At 44.7% G+C, this 18,691-nt stretch carries 16 protein-coding genes and 1 pseudogene; 12 read left to right on the top strand and 5 right to left on the bottom strand.

Annotated features, from left to right (window positions below):
* Positions 1 to 47: 47 nt before the first annotated feature.
* Positions 48 to 2,504, bottom strand: coding sequence for a DUF1574 family protein (locus CHA6605_RS31995; RefSeq protein WP_015161754.1), 2,457 nt, complete (start codon positions 2,502 to 2,504; stop codon positions 48 to 50).
* Between the two features lie 26 nt (positions 2,505 to 2,530).
* Between CHA6605_RS31995 and CHA6605_RS22875 the strand changes: the two genes are divergently transcribed.
* The 4 genes from CHA6605_RS22875 (at position 2,531) to CHA6605_RS22890 (ending at position 6,047) form a co-directional block, all read left to right on the top strand.
* Entirely contained in the window at positions 2,531 to 2,737 is a 207-nt protein-coding gene (locus tag CHA6605_RS22875) for a hypothetical protein (RefSeq protein ID WP_157260078.1), read from the top strand.
* 136 nt (positions 2,738 to 2,873) lie between these two features.
* The gene (gene dprA, locus CHA6605_RS22880; protein ID WP_015161755.1) at positions 2,874 to 4,025 is read left to right on the top strand and encodes a DNA-processing protein DprA; all 1,152 of its coding nucleotides are present in this window, start codon (positions 2,874 to 2,876) and stop codon (positions 4,023 to 4,025) included.
* A gap of 354 nt (positions 4,026 to 4,379) precedes the next feature.
* Positions 4,380 to 5,348 carry an ATP-grasp domain-containing protein gene (locus CHA6605_RS22885; RefSeq protein ID WP_015161756.1) on the top strand — a complete coding sequence of 323 codons (969 nt, stop codon included), beginning with the start codon at positions 4,380 to 4,382 and terminating at the stop codon, positions 5,346 to 5,348.
* A 6-nt stretch (positions 5,349 to 5,354) separates the two neighbouring features.
* Positions 5,355 to 6,047 carry an HAD family hydrolase gene (locus CHA6605_RS22890; RefSeq protein WP_015161757.1) on the top strand — a complete coding sequence of 231 codons (693 nt, stop codon included), beginning with the start codon at positions 5,355 to 5,357 and terminating at the stop codon, positions 6,045 to 6,047.
* Positions 6,048 to 6,128: 81 nt separating this feature from the next.
* Here CHA6605_RS22890 and CHA6605_RS22895 read toward each other — a convergent pair whose 3' ends face one another.
* Complete coding sequence (locus CHA6605_RS22895) at positions 6,129 to 7,184, bottom strand: ABC transporter permease (RefSeq protein WP_015161758.1); 1,056 nt, start codon at positions 7,182 to 7,184, stop codon at positions 6,129 to 6,131.
* Positions 7,185 to 7,333: 149 nt separating this feature from the next.
* Complete coding sequence (locus CHA6605_RS22900; RefSeq protein WP_015161759.1) at positions 7,334 to 7,744, bottom strand: tellurite resistance TerB family protein; 411 nt, start codon at positions 7,742 to 7,744, stop codon at positions 7,334 to 7,336.
* 39 nt (positions 7,745 to 7,783) lie between these two features.
* On the opposite strand from CHA6605_RS22900, the gene CHA6605_RS22905 reads away from it, so the two are divergent.
* From CHA6605_RS22905 to CHA6605_RS22940, 8 genes and pseudogenes are all read left to right on the top strand, one after another.
* A complete protein-coding gene (locus CHA6605_RS22905) occupies positions 7,784 to 9,334 on the top strand; it encodes an FAD-dependent oxidoreductase (protein ID WP_015161760.1) in 1,551 nt (516 codons plus the stop codon).
* A 190-nt stretch (positions 9,335 to 9,524) separates the two neighbouring features.
* Positions 9,525 to 10,193, top strand: coding sequence for a SirB1 family protein (locus CHA6605_RS22910; RefSeq protein ID WP_015161761.1), 669 nt, complete (start codon positions 9,525 to 9,527; stop codon positions 10,191 to 10,193).
* 241 nt (positions 10,194 to 10,434) lie between these two features.
* Positions 10,435 to 11,241: pseudogene (locus CHA6605_RS22915) on the top strand (glycosyltransferase); the annotation flags it as partial.
* A 151-nt stretch (positions 11,242 to 11,392) separates the two neighbouring features.
* A complete protein-coding gene (locus CHA6605_RS22920) occupies positions 11,393 to 12,529 on the top strand; it encodes an ISAs1 family transposase (protein WP_015157748.1) in 1,137 nt (378 codons plus the stop codon).
* A gap of 159 nt (positions 12,530 to 12,688) precedes the next feature.
* On the top strand, positions 12,689 to 13,120 hold the full coding sequence (locus CHA6605_RS22925; RefSeq protein WP_041548401.1) for a glycosyltransferase: 432 nt from the start codon (positions 12,689 to 12,691) through the stop codon (positions 13,118 to 13,120).
* A gap of 96 nt (positions 13,121 to 13,216) precedes the next feature.
* Positions 13,217 to 13,906 (top strand): undecaprenyl-phosphate galactose phosphotransferase family protein, encoded by a 690-nt coding sequence (locus tag CHA6605_RS22930; RefSeq protein ID WP_015161762.1) that lies wholly within the window; start codon positions 13,217 to 13,219, stop codon positions 13,904 to 13,906.
* Between the two features lie 109 nt (positions 13,907 to 14,015).
* A complete protein-coding gene (gene gmd, locus CHA6605_RS22935) occupies positions 14,016 to 15,095 on the top strand; it encodes a GDP-mannose 4,6-dehydratase (RefSeq protein WP_015161763.1) in 1,080 nt (359 codons plus the stop codon).
* Positions 15,096 to 15,250: 155 nt separating this feature from the next.
* On the top strand, positions 15,251 to 16,195 hold the full coding sequence (locus CHA6605_RS22940) for a GDP-L-fucose synthase family protein (protein WP_015161764.1): 945 nt from the start codon (positions 15,251 to 15,253) through the stop codon (positions 16,193 to 16,195).
* A gap of 142 nt (positions 16,196 to 16,337) precedes the next feature.
* Here CHA6605_RS22940 and CHA6605_RS22945 read toward each other — a convergent pair whose 3' ends face one another.
* Both CHA6605_RS22945 and CHA6605_RS22950 read right to left on the bottom strand, forming a co-directional pair.
* Positions 16,338 to 17,360 (bottom strand): methyltransferase domain-containing protein, encoded by a 1,023-nt coding sequence (locus CHA6605_RS22945; protein ID WP_015161766.1) that lies wholly within the window; start codon positions 17,358 to 17,360, stop codon positions 16,338 to 16,340.
* Positions 17,361 to 17,380: 20 nt separating this feature from the next.
* Complete coding sequence (locus CHA6605_RS22950; RefSeq protein ID WP_015161767.1) at positions 17,381 to 18,523, bottom strand: fatty acid desaturase; 1,143 nt, start codon at positions 18,521 to 18,523, stop codon at positions 17,381 to 17,383.
* Between the last annotated feature and the right edge of the window lie 168 nt (positions 18,524 to 18,691).

Below are 18,691 nucleotides of genomic sequence, written 5' to 3' on the forward strand. Positions count from 1 at the left end.
TTCTTTTTTGCTCTACCTTCTGCCCTCTATCTTCTGTGCTCTACCCTCTACCATTTAATTCCTTTAGCTGTGGCTAAATGCTTACTGACTTCGATCGCGCCAAATTTATTGAGATGGCTGGGGTCGGAAAAGCGAGCGTATTTTTTGCTCGAGAAATCGGCCATATCGATAAACGTAAGTTTGCCATCGGCCATCAATTGTTGCATATATTGTTGAAAACTAGTTTCGTACTGACGGCGAACTTTATCTAGATAGAGATCTGATAATGGCATATTTACAAATACTAAGGGCACTTTGGATGCTGCTAATAACTCAATCGTTTGGTGCAAGGCTCGATCCTGATTTCCGTGCAATTGAAAGTTGAGATAATCACCATCGTTGTCGCCAGTTACTTTGGTATATTTCTGATAATAGGTATCTGGGTCGAATTGCAAATCGAGCGGTAAAAAGCCGTCAAAATCGATATCTCGCTCGTTAATCATCGTCGCCAGATCGACATCATTGAGAGCGTCTCGATCGGTAAGCTGTTCGATCTCTGGGACTGTAGCACGCAGCCAATTTTTGAGAGTATCGCGCCGATTGTATGCCAAAGAAACAGATGCCAAGCGGCGATCGATGGCCGTATCGATCGCTTGATAAGTAGTTTGAAAAGCCGATTGTGCTTGAAAAAGTGTGGAAGTATTATTTTTAAAACCTAACATCCGCGCCAATTGGCGATAGCGATCGGATGTGGCGATCGTTTCATAAGTGCGATCGGTGCGCCCGCTATTAAATGCTCTGGCTCCATCTGCCCAGATTACTAATTTTGGTAACTGTTGGGGTGTCAATAATTGACGCAAAATTGTATCGACGACTTGTGCGGTTGCGCCATTAATACCAAAGTTATAAATCTGGAGATTGGGACGATTGGTAAAGAAGCTACGACGCAATACTTGCGGATCGATGCCGCGCATTGCCCGCGAACTACCGACGATCAAGACATCGGGTACGCCATGTTGCAAGCAGCGTAATTGATATTGAGCGAGTTTTTGTTCGAGTAGCGGGTTATTAAATGATAGTTGAGGGCTAGCCACTACCGCATCTGCCACAATCTGGCGGCTTTTCATGACAGATTCGATCGCCATATTACTGGCAATCGTGCATCCTAAGCCAGCTATAAATAACAATAGCGATGGTTGCCACTGGAAGCGTGGTTGATAAGCTAGTTGACTGGTGCTGTCGATGGTAAGCTGTGGTTTCCAGATCCCCGTTTTTACCAAATATTTACTAATTCTTTCTGATAAACCGACTTTCGGCAGTAATGGCGTGGGGATGAATTGACGTTCGAGTACTACTGGCGGCAATTCTAATGGTAATAGATTGAAATCTACCCCATAAGTCCATTGCGAAATTGAGTATCCTGAAATCCGTCCGTGAACGCGGACCCCTTTAATTCCCGGCAATGCCAATTGCTGCAATACTTTAACGACAGTGGTTGCTACTTGACTCTGAATCGGGCAGATGGGAGCTTCGCTCATAACGTGGAGCAGATGATGGCGATGCAGCAGGGATAAACTAACACCACCGATATCCAAAAACCTTTCTAAATCGGGATTGAGCAATCGTTCCAAAATAAAAGTTAGGGCATCTTCGTCGCCGCGACTGGCTAATATTATCGGTGTCAGCGAAAATTTCGGATCGCCTAAAGCAGGTAAATCGAGCCAATGGATCCAGACTGGTGGCGATTCAATTTGCCCGCCAAGTTCCGGCTGCAATTGGACACCATAAATTGTCGCACCTTGAATCCCTTGCGGAGTCAGTGAAATGAGTAACGGCGCGATTGCATCCAGCACGATTTTTTTAGCAGGAAATTTGCCATCGCGCTCGTGTTTGAGGGTACAAAAAATCTGTAAGGTGAGATTTTTGAGGACGGTACTAATTTGGATGTCTGCTGATGCGAGCGCGACATTAAGTAACTGGGTTATTGCTTGTACGTCGCCCCAGCGCGCCCAACGGCTGAGTTTAGTGGCAGGTGGTGTCAGATCGACTCTCAGTCGCCAGTCGGCAAGTTGAGTACTCGTAGGTGCGGACTGGAGAGCCGAAAATCGCGAATATTGAATGATTGCCTCTTGGAAACCTTGAAGCTCGATGCCGCGCAGTGCCCTCGCTAGTGGCTCGGCAATGAGTTGGGAGTCCAAACTAGTTGGGGAGAAACATACTATTAATAGTCGATATTCTAGAGCTTGGAAGCACAGATCTGGCGACTGTAAAATGGTGTGCTCTTGACTATCGCTAGATGCCGCTGCTGACATCGGCACCAGACTTTGGATCGAAAACTTAAATTTGACACCCAGCGGACTGAGAATCTGCGTCAGCGATCGAAAAATGAGCTGATTTGTCGCGGTTGAGTCTGGTGGAGAGATCTCGAATGGCTGTGTTTGACTGCTCTCAAGCGGCGAATCGAAGCCAATTAATGGTGATGATAGATCGTAGCGATCTGGTTCGAGGTAAGTAGGTTCGGTCAAGATTTCACCTAAACAACATCTAGCAATTGAGGCGGCAATTTCCGCGCAGGTTGGCGATCGTTCCTAATGTTGCCAATCTCCCATGGTGTACTTCTCCAGCCGATCGCGAAAGGGCAGAGTTGGGATGGCTCGTAGGAATGAAAGATTCGGACTCTTTAGCGATCGAGATTAGTATAACTGTCAAGCGACCCGATCGTTCCTTATCATATCGATCGGTCAGTCGATTTGTGTAGATCTATAAATGCCGAATTTACGCTCACTCGAAATCACTTATTGAGAATTATTAGCAGTTTTATCGATATTTTTTCGGGCCAAAAATCGCCACCGAATTATGGGCATAATAAACCGAACGCGCGGGGATGAGATGACATGTCACGAGAACGTATTTATTGGTTGGCTTGGTCGCTAGTTGCTGGAGTCGGGCCAATTTTATTAGAGCGAATTCGCCAGCAGTTTGGCAATCTAGAAACTGCTTGGCGTGTTGATGCCGATGCCTTGCTCGCACTCGATGGCGTGGGCGAACAATCAGTGAATAAGATCGTTGCAGCACGCGATCGCATCGATCCCGACCAGTTATTCACCAAACATGCGATCGCCAATCCCCATTGGTGGACGCGAATCGATCCCGATTATCCGCGTTTACTGGGCGAAATTCCATCCGCACCGAGTGTTTTATACTATCGGGGGCAAGTATCGCTAGCAGAAAATCGCGGTGAAGTACCGACTGTCGGCATCGTTGGTACTCGCGATCCGTCCGATTATGGCAAACGCTGGGCGCGAAAAATTAGCGCGCTGCTAGCGAGTAAAGGATTTACGATCGTCTCTGGATTGGCACAGGGCATCGATACCGAAGCACATACTGCCTGTTTGGAAGCTGGCGGACGGACGATTGCCGTCGTCGGCACTGGACTCGATATCGTCTACCCGTCGCGCAACCAAGCTCTCGCCGCCCAAATCGAACGCGAGGGTTTAATTGTCAGCGAGTATACCGCCAATACACCACCCGATCGCGGTCATTTTCCCGCCCGCAATCGGATTATTGCCGGATTGAGTCGCGTGACGATCGTGATTGAGGCTCCAACGCGATCTGGGGCCTTAATTACCGCCCACCAAGCCAATGATTTCGGACGCGATGTCTACGTCCTTCCTGGCTCGATCGACAACCCAAAGGCCATTGGGTGCCTGGAGCTACTCAGTCGCGGCGCACAGCCCATTCTCGGCCTCGATCCGTTGCTAGAATTACTTGCGACCATCCCTCAGCTCGGCACCACCGAACAACTCCAATTATCTTTCGATCGTCCGAGCGCGACAGGTTCGCACGATACTACTGCAACTTCCGCCGCACCGAATGTACCAGGAGATCTCCAGCCAGTTTGGTCGCATGTTAGTAGCGACCCGACTAATTTTGATGAGATTGTCTTGAAGTCACAACTGCCTGTTGCGAGTGTTTCGAGTATGCTTATTCAGCTAGAGTTACTCGGTTTAGTTACACAATTACCAGGAATGAGATATCAACGCTAATTGCGCATCATTATCAGTGCAATCGTGGATAGTGCGTACAACTACCGGATCGGTCGATCGATAGATTTAGATAATGATAATATTAGTTAACATGTTGTTAAATACTGGAATCGCTACTATTTCCAGCGATTGGATAATTGTGTTAGAAAATAAAGTACCTATTAGCTACTATTAGTAGTTTGAAAGCGGAAAATATTGCAATTTATACATGCGTAAATGTTACCGAGCGTGTAAACTGGGAACAGAAATCGCTTGGCCAAGGTCAATTCAAATCATCAATTGAGAATATCGTCAACTGAAATTTCAATGAAGCATATACATCCAAGCTAAAATTTATTGAAACCAGCAATATTCATGAATATTTTACTGACAAGTGTAGGCCGCAGAGTTGAGCTACTAAAAGCATTTCGCCAGTCGATGTACAGATCGAACATTCCAGGCAAAATCGTCACTGCCGATCTCAAAAAGACAGCTCCAGCCTCATTTTTGGCAGATGTAGCAGAGCTAGTACCGCGTATAGATGCGCCGGATTATATCGAACGGGTGCTCGAAATATGTAATTTACATCAGATCGATCTGTTGATCCCATTAATTGACACCGAATTACATTTGCTATCGCTTCACAAGCAAAAATTTAACGAACGGGGAACCCGATTGTTGATTTCATCGGCAAAGGCCAACGAGATTTGTTATAGCAAGAAGCAAACAGGGAGCTTTTTCAAACAAGCAGGGGTGAAAACACCTAAAATCTACGAACTCGGCGAAGTAACCGATCGAGATTTTCCTTTGATAGTCAAGCCAGATACTGGCAGTTCTAGCGTCGGAGTGTATTATGTAAAGAATCGCTCGGAGCTAAACTTTTTCACTAACTATGTCCAGGATGCGATAATTCAAGAAGCAATTGTCGGTGAAGAATATACAATTGATGTATTACTTGACTTCAACGGCAATGTCATTTCGATCGTCCCGCGCCTGAGAATCGAAACTAGAGCGGGAGAAATTAGTAAGGGCATCACTATCAAAAATCCGCGTTTGATTGCCGCCGCCAAAAAAGTGGTTGAAGCTTTACCAGGTGCGATCGGTTGTATTACAGTCCAGTGCTTTTTGCAGCCAGATGGCGAGATCGTATTTATCGAAATCAACCCTCGGTTTGGCGGCGGTTATCCCTTGTCTTATCGAGCTGGTGCAGACTTTCCCAGTTGGTTGATGCAGCTATGCGTGGGCGATAATCCCAAAGTCGGTATCGATGAGTGGGAAGACGGCTTAGCGATGTTACGCTATGATGACGCGATCTTTGTCAAAGGTAGTCAGATTGCCTCGTAATAATTTATGACTAAGCTCCAAGCCATCATCTTCGATCTCGATGACACGCTATATTCAGAACGAGATTATGTCTTGAGTGGTTTTCAGGCAGTAGCTGATTGGGCGGCGATAAATTTAGGAATTGAAGCAGTCAAGGGATATGCGACGCTAGCCAATTTATATTTTGAAGGAGTTAGGAATAATACTTTCGATCGTTGGCTGACGCTGCACGCAATAGATCGATCGGATCTCGTTCCCACTTTACTCGATGTCTATCGCCAACACATCCCCAAGATCGAACCGTTTCCAGAGATCGTCGAAATATTGAAAACGTTGGCTGGTTCTTATCAAATTGGCTTAGTCAGCGATGGTTATTTAGCCGTACAACAACGCAAATGGACGGCGTTGGGGTTGGATGCTTTTTTTGATGCGGTGGTATTCTCCGATAGTCTGGGGCGAGAAAATTGGAAACCGAGCACGGCTCCCTTTAAATTAGTCTTGGAGCAGCTTAATATATTACCCGAATTTAGCGTCTATATCGGCGACAATCCCCGCAAAGATTTTTTGGGCGCGCGTCAACTCGGAATGCAGACAATTTGGTTCAAACGAGCTATGGCTGAATATGGAACTCTCGAACCACCAGGAGCCAATTATCATCCACATCTGATAGCTGAGTCATTATTACAGGTGTTATCATCGATCGATCGACTCAATTTGTAACCTCATGTTGCTAGATCGAGTTCAATTGACTGATCCCTTACGCTTGCAATAGTGCTTCTTTGCCAACAGCCACGCCCGAAATCATTTAAGATCGGCCAATCTAATGCGCGGATCGACAAATTTAAGCAGCAAATCTGCAAATAGGTTACCGATAATTAACATAATCGCCCCAATCATCAGACTACCCATTACCAAATACAGATCTTTAGCCGTTACCGCTGCCAAAATTAGTTTACCAAGTCCCGGCCAATTAAAGAAAAACTCCGCAATAAAAGCACCGCTCAACAGACTGGCAAATTCAAACCCTAGCAGCGTCACTAACGGATTGATTGCATTACGCAGTGCGTGGACGTAAATCACCCGATTTTCGGACAATCCTTTAGCTCTAGCGGTTTGAATATAGTCTTGACGCAAGACATCGAGTAATTCTCCGCGCGTAATCCGTTGTAAACCTGCAAAACCAGTAATCGTTAGCGCGATCGTCGGTAAAATCATGTGCCATAATATATCGAACAATTGCCCGATCGCGGATAATTCTTGATGATTGATACTGGTTCTACCACCGACAGGCAACAGAGGCGAACAAATTTGGGCGACAATTAATAACGATAAAGCAGTTACAAAACTCGGAAATCCTTGAGCGGTATAACTAAGGACGCGTAAGAATTTATCGATAAATTTATTTTGATTTACCGCGCCAATAATCCCCAGCGGAATGGCAATCGCCCACGTTAAAATAATCGACGCTATCGCCAGTTCGAGCGTCGCTCTAATCCGCTGTCCGATCAATACCGTCACAGGTTGAAAGTACAGCATACTCAATCCTAAATCTCCCCGCATCGATCGGGTCAACCATCTCACATATTGACCGACTAAAGTTGGAAAATCTTTTTTATCGCTCAATCCAAACTGTTGTGTCAGCTCTTCAATCCGTTGGGGTGTGATTTTTGGGTTTTGTTTGAGGGTATCGAGGAAATTACCAGGCGATAACTGAATGATGGCAAAGCATAAAATTGAAGCCAGAAACAGAGTTAGGATTGCTTGAAGCGAGCGTTTGAGAATATATTGACAAGTTTCGCTAAAGAAAATATCTCGCACTTGCGATAAGATATTGCGGCTGGATAATGCGCTGTTCATTCTGGAGGAAGAGGGGAAGAGGGGTGGATGGGTAATGGGTAATGGGTAATGGGTAATAGGTAATGGGTAATGGGCAATATAACAATTCTCTCTCCTTCTCTTCCCTATCCCCGCTCCCCGCCTAAAGCTTAAAGCCTAAAGCCTAAAGCCTAACGAAGTTTCTGCACCCAGTTGTGATAGAGCTGCTGAATTTTGGCAGTTAATGGTTGTGTTGTGTCTGGTGCTGAAGATGGTGTCGATTGAATGTTGGTTAATAGATTGGCTTCGGCTACAGCCACATCGCCGTCGCTATAAATTAAACCGCTAATTGCCTCAATTAGAGCATCATCATCATAAATCGATCGATCTCCCAGATACTCGCCAATCCACTGCTCGCATTCTGCGGGGGTAACTTTGCTTGCTCCCGTCAATAATGATTCGATCTCAGGCTCTAGATCTAAATGACGATCGTGGGCGACTTTCGAGAGATATTGACGTTCTTCCGGTTGGATTTTCCCATCGAGCCAAGCCACACCGATGAGGATCTTCATCAACAGTCGTCCCTGAGATTCTGCGTGCATAGGATTTACCATAGTAAGTAATTCTCTTTCCCTAATTCTATGCCGATCGCTGCTGACATGGCTGCCAAATTTCCTACCGATACTTTTGCAAATTTAGAGCGCGTCGATAAACTGTGGCAAAATTTGCGTCAGGGACAGATTTCGCCACGAGAAATGGTCGTTTCCAGCGATGAATTTTTAAAAACCATCGATGTGGAGATCGCGATCGCGGGTGGTACGCTGGGAATTATCTTGGCGGCTGCTCTCCAACAGCGAGGAATTCAGGTAGTCGTCATCGAGCGCGGAGAGTTGAAAGGGAGAGTGCAGGAGTGGAATATCTCGCGCGCCGAATTGGCGGTGCTGCTAGAGATGGAACTGCTATCTGAGGCTGAATTAGCACTCGCGATCGCCACAGAGTATAATCCAGGACGGATCGCTTTTCCGAATACGCCCGATATTTGGGTGCGAGATGTTTTAAATATCGGTGTAGATCCGGTATATTTACTCGCAACTCTCAAGGCCAAATTTTTAGAAGGTGGTGGGAGACTATTAGAATTTACCGCTTGCGATCGGGTTACAATTCACCCAAATGGGGTAGAAATTAATACCCCAACGGCGAGATTGACAAGTAAGTTGTTTATCGATGCCATGGGACATTTTTCCCCATTAGCCGCACAAGCTAGAGCGGGGGCAAAACCAGAGGGAATTTGTCTGGTAGTGGGTAGTTGCGCGACTGGCTTCACGCGTAATGAAACAGGCGATCTGTTTGCGACAATTACGCCCATTCAAAATCAGTGTCAATATTTTTGGGAGGCATTTCCCGCCCGCGATGGACGCACCACCTATCTATTCACTTATATGGATGCGCATCCCGATCGGTTTAGTATAGAATTTTTATTTAGTGAATATCTAAAATTATTACCCACGTATCAACAGGTCGAATTAGCCGATTTGAATTTTCTGCGGTGTCTATTTGGCTGCTTTCCATCCTATCGCGATAGTCCGCTCCAAACACCTTGGTCGCGGGTATTATTAATTGGTGATAGTAGTGGCAGTCAATCTCCTGTTAGTTTTGGCGGCTTTGGCGCACTGATTCGTCATTTGTCGCGACTGACTGATGGAATTGAAATGGCAGTGCGGGCGGATGCATTAACTAATAAAGATCTCCAATTACTACAACCATATCAACCAAATATTGCTGTAACTTGGATGTTTCAAAGAGCGATGAGCGTACCGATCTACAGTCAAATTAACCCGGAGCAAATTAACAACCTCTTAGCTGCTGTCTTTCGATCGATGAACGATCTCGGCGACGATGTGCTGCGCCCATTTCTTCAGGATGTCGTCCAGTTTACCGCTTTATCTAAAACATTAGGGCAAACTTCGATTTCTAGTTTACCAGCAGTATTACCGATCGTGCCTCATGTTGGAGTTGCCACACTCCTCGATTGGCTGATTAATTATATCAACTTAGGTATGTATACTGGACTTTATCCATTGAGTAAAATCATCGCACCATTATTAACTAAACTTTCACCATCGCAACAGTATTACTATCAGCAACTATTACAGGCTTACCGATATGGCTCCGGCAAAGACTTAGATATTTAGATCGTTGGGTGGTAAATATGCGTTCGTATAGCGTGCCAAGCGGCAATAGTCATCAGCAGCGCGATCGATAAGTAGTGATGAGTTTTATGTGTAGTTTTGGTGCGACGAATTATAAATTAAAATATACCGTCACTTTACTGCGTCTAATTTCACTTTCAACATCACACCTCACACTTTCAATCTTGCTGACATGAATAATCCACTAGAGCAGTTCTCAGTTGAAATAGATCGATCCGATCGAGACATCAACCTCACCAAGGCTGCATTATATATTTCTCAAATCGAATATCCCGACTTAGATATCGATCGATATCTAAATATTCTCGACGAAATGGCTGCGGAAGTAGCTAAAAAATTGCCAGCAACTCATTATCCGCTCAAAGTAATTCAGACCATCAACCACTATTTATATACAGAACTTAACTTTCATGGTAACGAAATTGACTATTACAACCCAGCTAATAGTTTGCTCAGTGACGTAATCGATCGCCGGACGGGAATTCCAATTACTTTGGCTGTTGTTTACTTAGAAATTGCTAAAAGAATTGATTTTCCAATGGTAGGAATTGGAATGCCGGGGCATTTTCTGATTCGGCCTAATTTCAAAGATGCGGGTATATTTGTCGATGCTTTTAGTGCTGGAGAAGTCTTATTTGCTGAAGACTGTAGGCAAAAGCTAATCCACATCTACCAACAAGATATTCCCTTTTTACCGCCCGAACTATTGCAACCTGTTACCAATCGCCAAATCTTACTGCGAATCTTAAATAACCTCCAGGCAAACTATCTCAATCAAGTCGATTTCGATCGTGCCTACGTCATCAAACAATGGATCGAGATCGTCGGCTTACAATCATAACCGATCGGGATTAAAGGATTAAAGGATTGACAGGGTGAGGTTATCGGTACCTATCTACCTATCTACCTATCTGCCGATTACCCTGTCTTGCAATTTGTCATAAATGCCAAAAAGCCACTTTTTTCGGCCTTAATCCGGCAGAACCGACGCTACGCGATCGACTAAATAACTGCTAAATTGGTGTCACAACGCCCTAAAATTGGAGAAAATTAAGCTGACAGGCTGTGCATAGTCAATCCCCATGCCCGACTTTCCCATCCAACCCAGCGCAGATCTCAACTATGCCCTCGTACACGAATGGTTAACACCCCAAGCAACAGGCGGCTCTGAATTAGTAGTCCGCGAAATCTTGCAATGTCTCGATGCCGAGCTGTACGCATTAATTGATTTTGAATCGACAAATCCCGCTAGTTATCTCTACGAGCGGCAAATCGGTACAACCTTCCTTCAAAATCTGCCTGGAGTCAAAAGTGGCGTCCAGAAATATTTGCCATTGATGCCGATCGCGATCGAACAATTAGACTTACGGCACTATGATGTAATTTTATCCTCGTCCCACGCCGTCGCCAAAGGGATTCTTACGACTCCCCAGCAATTGCACCTGTGCTACTGCCATACGCCGATGCGCTACGCCTGGGATCTGACTTTTGACTATTTACATCAAAGCCGACTCGGACGCGGCCTTCCAGGCATATTAACGCGCTATCTGTTGCATCGCTTGCGCCAATGGGACGTCTTGAGTGCCAATCGTGTAGACCATTTTATTGCCAATTCATACTTTACCGCCAGCCGGATTTGGCGATGTTATCGCCGCAAAGCCGAGGTAATTTACCCCCCAGTCAACATTGACAGATTTACCTGCACTACCGACAAAGACGACTTTTATCTGACGGTGTGCCGCCTAGTTGGTTACAAACAAGTTGCCCTCATTGTCGAAGCCTTCAATCAAAATGGGCGCAATTTAGTCATCATCGGTACGGGAAATGAATTACAAAAGTTGCAACAAATTGCCAGATCGAACGTCACAATTTTAGGATCTCAACCCGACGTTGCAGGGTGAACGCACTTAAATCTTATATTATTAAAAACACTTAGAAACTAGATGTAAATTTGATTCATCAAAGATGTGAAATCTATACCCGTCGATAGCTTTAGCTAATTAATTGTGTTAAGTTGATTTGGAACTAATATCATGTAAAATGAAGCTGAAGCCTAAGCATAGTATCGCAGAACACTTTGACGACATAGAAGACATTAGGATTGAACGTGGAAAAAAACATAAACTAATCGACATCATCACGATCTCCATTTGTGCTGTAGTATGTGGGGCGGACGGATGGATAGATATAGAAATGTATGGTATAGCCAGAAAAAAATGGTTAGAAAAGTTCCTAGAACTACCGAATGGAATCCCATCTCATGATACATTTGCTAGAGTATTTTCACAAATTAATCCTGATGAATTTAATAAATCATTCCTGAGTTGGATTAAAGGAATAAGTAAAATAACCGCAGGAGAAATAATTGCCTTTGATGGAAAACAATCTCGAAACTCAGGAGATGAAAAGAATGGTCAAGGTGTAATTAATACAGTCAGTGCCTGGGCTGCAAGTAATAGATTAGTATTAGGTCAAAAGAAAGTAGAAGGAAAATCTAATGAAATCACAGCACTTCCCGAACTGATTCAAATCTTGGATTTAGCAGGATGTATCGTTACCATCGACGCAATGGGATGTCAAAGAGAAATAGTCAAAAAAATCGTCGAAAAAGATGCAGATTATGTAATTGCTGTAAAAAAGAATCAACCGACCTTGTACAAACAAGTAAAGCAGCTATTTAAACAAGCAATTGAAACTCAGGGAAAAGACCTCAACCTGAGTAGCTTCAACAGTAGAGAGATGAATAGAGGTAGAGAAGAAATTCGTAATTATTTAATGATAACAGATGTTGCGGAGCAAATAGATCCACTGCAAAAATGGAAAAAGTTAACTAGTATTGGCATGGTAGAATCAGTTCGAGTTGTCGGCGGAAAGACGAGTGTAGAAACTCGTTATTTTATCAGTAGTCTAGAGAGCGATGCTCAAAAATTAGCAGAGGGAATTAGAAGTCATTGGTCGATAGAAAATTCTCTTCACTGGGTGCTTGATGTTGCTTTTAAAGAAGATGATAGTCGAATTAGGAAAGATAATGCTCCAGCTAATTTTGCGATTTTACGACATATAGCAGTTAACATAATTAGTGAAAATAAAAGTCGAAAGTTAAGTGTTAGAAGTAAGAGATTCTTGGCGACACTTGACGAAGAATATTCAACTGAACTTTTAGAAGCTATTTTGTAATTTATTTGCACTAATTAATCTCGGCTTGACTAATGAGTTGGTCGAGCTTTCTGCTACACTAAATTAAATTAATCGGATCTCATGTTTGATTTTAGTTTCAATTGGCATTGTAATAAGTGCAATTAGTTAGTAAGTACGATTGAGTTAGCTATTCTAGTTTTGATCGATCGAATTACACCCGATTTTGATGCGTTCACCCTGCCCGACGTTGTCGTCCAAGACTATTTATCTCGCGCCAAAGCATTTGTCTATGCAGCTTGCGAAGATTTTGGTATCGTATTGGTAGAAGCACAGGCTTGTGGTACGCCAACGATCGCGTATGGAGTTGGTGGAGCGGCTGAAACTGTCTTGGACATCCGCTCTTATCCAGAGCGGGGTACTGGCATTCTCTTTTCCGCTCAAACTACCACAGCCCTGATCACCGCGATCTCCACATTTGAAACTTATCGCCAACAGTTTCAAGCCGAGCGAATTCGGACTCATGCTGAAGGCTTCGCTACTTCGGTATTTCGCTCGCGATATCTGCGCTTAGTCGATCGAGCCACTCAGCAGTGGCAATCGAGGGCTAAACTCAAACATGGTGAAATCTAAACTAACTTTAGACATATGAGTGACAAATAGAACCAGAGTAATCTCGTTCTGTACAATCTGGGGAGTATTGGCGATCGCGTGAAATTGAGGAATAAAATGACCGCAACTAGCAAGTCTGTATCGAATATAACAGCTCAGTCTTTAGCCCAAAAGCAAGTATTTCATCATTACAGCGATCTGACCAAACGGCTATTTGATATTATCTTCTCTCTACTAGTACTGTTATTATGCGCCCCAATTTATCTAGTGTTAGCGATCGCGATCGCTTGTACTTCATCAGGCTCGATCTTTTACGTCCAAGAACGAGTCGGTAGAAATCACCGCCGATTTGGATGTATTAAATTCCGCACGATGATCCCCAATGCCGATCGATTACTCCACGAAATGATGGCACAATCCGAAGATCTGCGTCAGGAATTTTCTGAAAATTTTAAGCTCAAAGAAGACCCACGCATTACAAAAATTGGTAAATTTCTCCGCACGACCAATTTAGATGAATTTCCGCAATTTATTAATGTCCTTAAGGGCGAAATGAGTATCGTCGGGCCGCGTCCATTGGTACCCGAAGAAATCGAACGGTACGGTACGCATATCGATCGAATCTTAACGATTAGGCCAGGAATAACCGGACTGTGGCAGGTTTCTGGGCGCAATGATATCCCCTACGCCCAGCGGATTCGCATTGATGTCAGCTATGTCAAACGGCGTAATTTTTGGCTGGATCTGCGGATCGTATTGAAAACTGTGCGCTTAACGGTAATACCTAAAAATAATGGGGCATATTAAGATAACGAACATTACCTACTCAGAAACTGGTAGTGAGAGATCGCAATTCGGATCTATGATGGGGAAACTCAGAGTCTAGCGATGTAACTGATACTGATAGCTTCCAAACATGACAGAAACAAAACGTGCATTAATAACTGGGATTACCGGACAGGATGGATCGTATTTAGCCGAACTGCTGCTTGCCAAGGGCTACGAAGTTCATGGCATTATTCGGCGGACATCGACTTTTAATACCGATCGCATCGAACACTTGTATCAAGATCCGCACACCCCTGGAGCCAAACTTTTTCTCCACTACGGTGACTTAGCCGATGGTGTAACCCTGCGACGCCTCTTAGAACTCACTTGTCCTCACGAAGTATACAATCTCGGCGCGCAATCTCACGTCCGAGTCAGCTTCGACGCACCTGAATATACCGTCGATACAGTTGCGATGGGAGCACTGCGCTTACTCGAAGCTATTCGTGATTACGAGCAACGCACCAAGCTGCAAGTCCGCTACTATCAAGCTGGTTCGTCCGAAATGTATGGCTTGGTGCAAGAAGTACCCCAGTCCGAAACTACACCCTTCTACCCTCGCAGTCCCTACGCTTGCGGCAAACTGTTCGCCCATTGGCAAACCGTCAACTATCGCGAATCTTATAATATCTTCGGCTGTAACGGCATTTTATTCAATCACGAATCCCCACGGCGCGGCGAAACCTTCGTTACTCGCAAAATTACGCGCGCGATCGCCAGGATTATGGCCAAACAGCAAGATAAACTCTTTCTAGGCAATCTCGAAGCCAAACGCGATTGGGGCTACGCCAAAGATTATGTAGTTGCCATGTGGCTGATGCTACAACAAGAAACCCCCGATGATTATGTAATTGCCACGGGTGAAACTCACGCGATCCATGAATTTCTGACAATTGCTTTCGATTACGTCAATCTCGATTGGAAAAACTACGTCGAATTTGATGCCCGTTATCTGCGTCCAGCAGAAGTAGAATTACTCATCGGCAATCCTACCAAAGCCCAGACAAAGCTCGGCTGGAAACCGACGGTGACATTTACAGAACTAGTTCATCTAATGGTCGATACCGATCTCCATGCCCTCGGCATCAAATCGCCCAATTATCAAGGTGAAGAAACGTTACCAGATATAGCGATCGTCCGCCAAGCATTAGCCACTATGCATGATTAATGTCGCTGCAAGCTATCGAGTCGCACGAGCTGCATCGGCTCAAATTTGAGCCGATACATTAGTGGCACCACTGCCATCGTGCCAAAACATATTGACTTCACAATTCTTCTGCCTAAAGCCTTCTCTTCACAATCAGATTAAATCTCTCACAGCTTATGGCAAATCTAGATTTATCTAACCAGCGAATACTCGTTACTGGCGGTGCGGGATTTCTCGGCCAACAAGTCATCAGCCAACTGTGCGATCGAGGAGCCGATCCTGCCAAAATTACCGTCCCCAGATCCGCAGATTGCGACTTGCGGGTACTCGAAAACTGTCATCAAGCAGTCAAAAACCAAGACGTCATCGTTCACCTTGCCGCACACGTTGGTGGGATTGGCTTAAATCAACTCAAACCAGCCGAGTTATTTTACGATAATCTGATGATGGGTACCCAATTAATCCATGCAGCTTATCAAGCCGGAGTCGGCAAATTTGTCTGCGTGGGGACGATTTGTGCCTATCCTAAATTCACACCCGTACCATTTAAAGAAGAAGATATCTGGAATGGTTATCCAGAAGAAACAAACGCCCCTTATGGTGTAGCTAAAAAAGCTTTATTAGTACAGTTACAATCCTATCGCCAGCAATATGGATTTAATGGTATCTATCTTTTGCCCGTAAATTTATATGGGCCAGCCGATAATTTCAAACCCGAAAGTTCCCATGTAATCCCTGCCTTAATTCGCAAGGTTCACGAAGCTCAAATCGCTGGCGATAAGCAAATTCCTGTCTGGGGCGACGGTAGTCCCAGTCGCGAGTTTATCTACGTAGATGATGCAGCCAGAGGCATCGCGATCGCTACTACCAGCTACGACGGTGCCGACCCAGTAAACCTCGGTACTAACTATGAAATTACCATTAAAGACTTAATTACTTTAATTTGTAAACTCATGGACTACCAAGGCGAAATCGTCTGGCAAACCGATAAACCCAACGGTCAACCGCGCCGTTGTTTGGACACTCAAAAAGCTCAAGAATATTTTGGCTTTACCGCCCAAGTCGATATCGAACGTGGCCTGCAAAATACGATCGATTGGTACCGCACTCACGGAGAATAATCGATTTTAACCATAAAAAGGTAGGGGTAATGTCTTGTCTCGCTAAACCGTCGGCTTTGCCGACGAGCGCGAGCCGCTTCATGAATTACCCCTACCTTTTTATTTTAAACTCAACCAAATATTAATACTCTAAATTAGCATACTAAATTTGACCCAGCGGGATCGATCGAGCCGTCGAGATTGCCGCAGGTTCGCTGCCACCTTCAGCCCGTACCGCCCGAAACATCCCAAATCGACATAATCCCGCTCCAAAGGCCAACCGCATCAATAAAATCGTCGGCACCTCCCGCAAAGATTTGATGAATCCAGCCACCCCAAAACTCACCAATCCCTTCGGACGAGCGATCCCCTGCCAGATCGAGTCCAACCAAGAAGGTAGAGTTTGTTCCGTCCAATCTGCGGTGGTTACCTGCCCAGCTACAAAGCCTGTACCCGCCAATAGCTCGGCAAAGCCCTCAATACTAGAAAACGCTGGATGCGACCACTGATCGAGCAATTGCTGCATCACGGGTTTTTCCCAACCATTGAGCGGAACTTGACGATTCCCATTCTGGGACGTTGCACGAACGTCGCGTTGGTTCCAATCCGCCACAACCAGCACCCCACCAGGCTTGAGTACCCGCATTAGCTCTTGGGCAAACACAGCTTTATCCGGCATGTGCGGGCCAGCCTCGATCGACCATACCACATCAAAACTCGCATCGGGAAACGATAAAGCCATCGCATCATCGACTTGAAATTTGACATTGAGTTCTGGCGGCGTCAGAGACTGAGCGCGCTGAACTTGTCCGGGACTGATCGTAATCCCCGTCACAGCAAAACCATAATCTCGACCCAAAATCCGGCTGCTACCACCAATCCCACAACCCACATCCAGAACGGTAGTACCAGCAGGCAACTTATCCAAACCGCCCCATCGCACCATTTCATGGACGAAATCAGCTTTAGCTTGGAGAAAATCTCGCCGCTGTGGTGGCGCACCGTAATAACCTAAGTGAATGTGTTCGCCCCAATAAAACTCCAAAATTCCATCTTCCGTCCACTCATCGTAAGCAGTGGCAACAGAATTGGCAGATTGATAAGGACGCGCCGTCATCAGATATAGTGCGATCGCGAGCGATAACACTATTAGTAGCAATCCCAAGAGCGATAATAATAAATTCATCAGTATAAATTCTAAATACCTTATTTTATCGTCATCGCAATCGCTGGGGGTGACAATTCTACCGCTGAATTTAAACGGGTGCTTTGTAAAAATGACTCGATCGAGACAAGGCTATTGGAGTCGGCATCCCACAAAATAAACTTAGCACAGTCGAGCATATCGCCAATGCGGAGGGTTTTGACATTGGTTAGTAGGTGACTGTTTTGCTGATGGCAAGCTTCGAGATGATAATTAGGAATGCGTTCGGATAGATGATGAATATTGTGATAGCCGATGCTAGCAGTAAACCATTTTAATATTGGTGGCAAATCTAAATAGCTGCTGCCCTCGATCGCACCTTGCAAATAGTCCCAGCTAGCAGTCTTATGAGCGGTAGAGTCTTCAAAGATATGCTGAACGAAGAAGACGCAGATAAATACTACCGCCGAACAAGTTAACACGATCGAATACACGCTTAAAAAGAAGCTAGCCCCCCACAAATAGCTCAAGCCAATCCAAATACTAATTACACAAACATTATTTAACAGCAAATCCCAAAATTCAGTAGTCGATTGCCAATGCTTAGATTTGTGAGTAGAAATTATTGCGGCTAAACTCATCTTCCGATCTTGCTGCCAGCAGGTAACTATATGACGGAGCAAATCGTAGATACCCAAAATTAGTGCGAGTCGTGGTGCGATCGCTAGATAGAAAAATCCGCCAGGAATTGCCATAATCGGCTGTCGGATGAAGGCATAAGTGCGGCGGTCTTTATCGTTGAGCTGGGAAAACTCCTCAGTTGAGAGAAAATCAGCGACACCGCGATAGCGTTCCCAATTTCCATTAGTTTTGTGATGGTAGGCATGATCTCGCGACCAGGGATACTGAGGAATTGCATTAATAATACCTAGCAAAAATCCAATCGATCGATTCACCCGTTTGGAACTGAACAGCGAATAGTGTCCGCAATCATGCATCAGCGAAAAACATCGTAATGAAAATAAAGTCATTAGCACGATAATCGGTGGTAGTAACCAAATAGAAATTGCAGCCACTTTAACTGCTAATAACCATAAACATACGTAAGGAACGACGGTATTTAAAATTTGATAAGTTGCTTGTAGATCGTCGCTCTTCATGTAGGGTGTTAGCACAAAGTCAGACTTTTGAATCGGGGTTCCCATTTAGTAAGATACTCTCATAAATATTTTTGGAGGCACTTTCATCCTCAGATTTCCAAGACAGCTCGAAGACCTGCAACCGATAAATTATCGGTTGCAAATAAAAGTTAGTAACGATATGATTAATGACAGTAAAAATCGCCCGAAAGTGCCATCACAACGAGATCTTTG

The organism is Chamaesiphon minutus PCC 6605, assembly GCF_000317145.1.
Classification (GTDB): domain Bacteria; phylum Cyanobacteriota; class Cyanobacteriia; order Cyanobacteriales; family Chamaesiphonaceae; genus Chamaesiphon; species Chamaesiphon minutus.

Coding starts and splice junctions, on each gene's coding strand:
- gmd (WP_015161763.1), top strand. CDS start 14,016: ATGACAGAAACAAAACGTGCATTAATAACTGGGATTACCGGACAGGAT.
- CHA6605_RS22885 (WP_015161756.1), top strand. CDS start 4,380: ATGAATATTTTACTGACAAGTGTAGGCCGCAGAGTTGAGCTACTAAAA.
- CHA6605_RS22930 (WP_015161762.1), top strand. CDS start 13,217: ATGACCGCAACTAGCAAGTCTGTATCGAATATAACAGCTCAGTCTTTA.
- CHA6605_RS22910 (WP_015161761.1), top strand. CDS start 9,525: ATGAATAATCCACTAGAGCAGTTCTCAGTTGAAATAGATCGATCCGAT.
- CHA6605_RS22895 (WP_015161758.1), bottom strand. CDS start 7,184: ATGAACAGCGCATTATCCAGCCGCAATATCTTATCGCAAGTGCGAGAT.
- CHA6605_RS22940 (WP_015161764.1), top strand. CDS start 15,251: ATGGCAAATCTAGATTTATCTAACCAGCGAATACTCGTTACTGGCGGT.
- CHA6605_RS22920 (WP_015157748.1), top strand. CDS start 11,393: ATGAAGCTGAAGCCTAAGCATAGTATCGCAGAACACTTTGACGACATA.
- CHA6605_RS22945 (WP_015161766.1), bottom strand. CDS start 17,360: ATGAATTTATTATTATCGCTCTTGGGATTGCTACTAATAGTGTTATCG.
- CHA6605_RS22890 (WP_015161757.1), top strand. CDS start 5,355: ATGACTAAGCTCCAAGCCATCATCTTCGATCTCGATGACACGCTATAT.
- CHA6605_RS22905 (WP_015161760.1), top strand. CDS start 7,784: ATGCCGATCGCTGCTGACATGGCTGCCAAATTTCCTACCGATACTTTT.
- dprA (WP_015161755.1), top strand. CDS start 2,874: ATGTCACGAGAACGTATTTATTGGTTGGCTTGGTCGCTAGTTGCTGGA.
- CHA6605_RS22900 (WP_015161759.1), bottom strand. CDS start 7,744: ATGCACGCAGAATCTCAGGGACGACTGTTGATGAAGATCCTCATCGGT.
- CHA6605_RS22950 (WP_015161767.1), bottom strand. CDS start 18,523: ATGGGAACCCCGATTCAAAAGTCTGACTTTGTGCTAACACCCTACATG.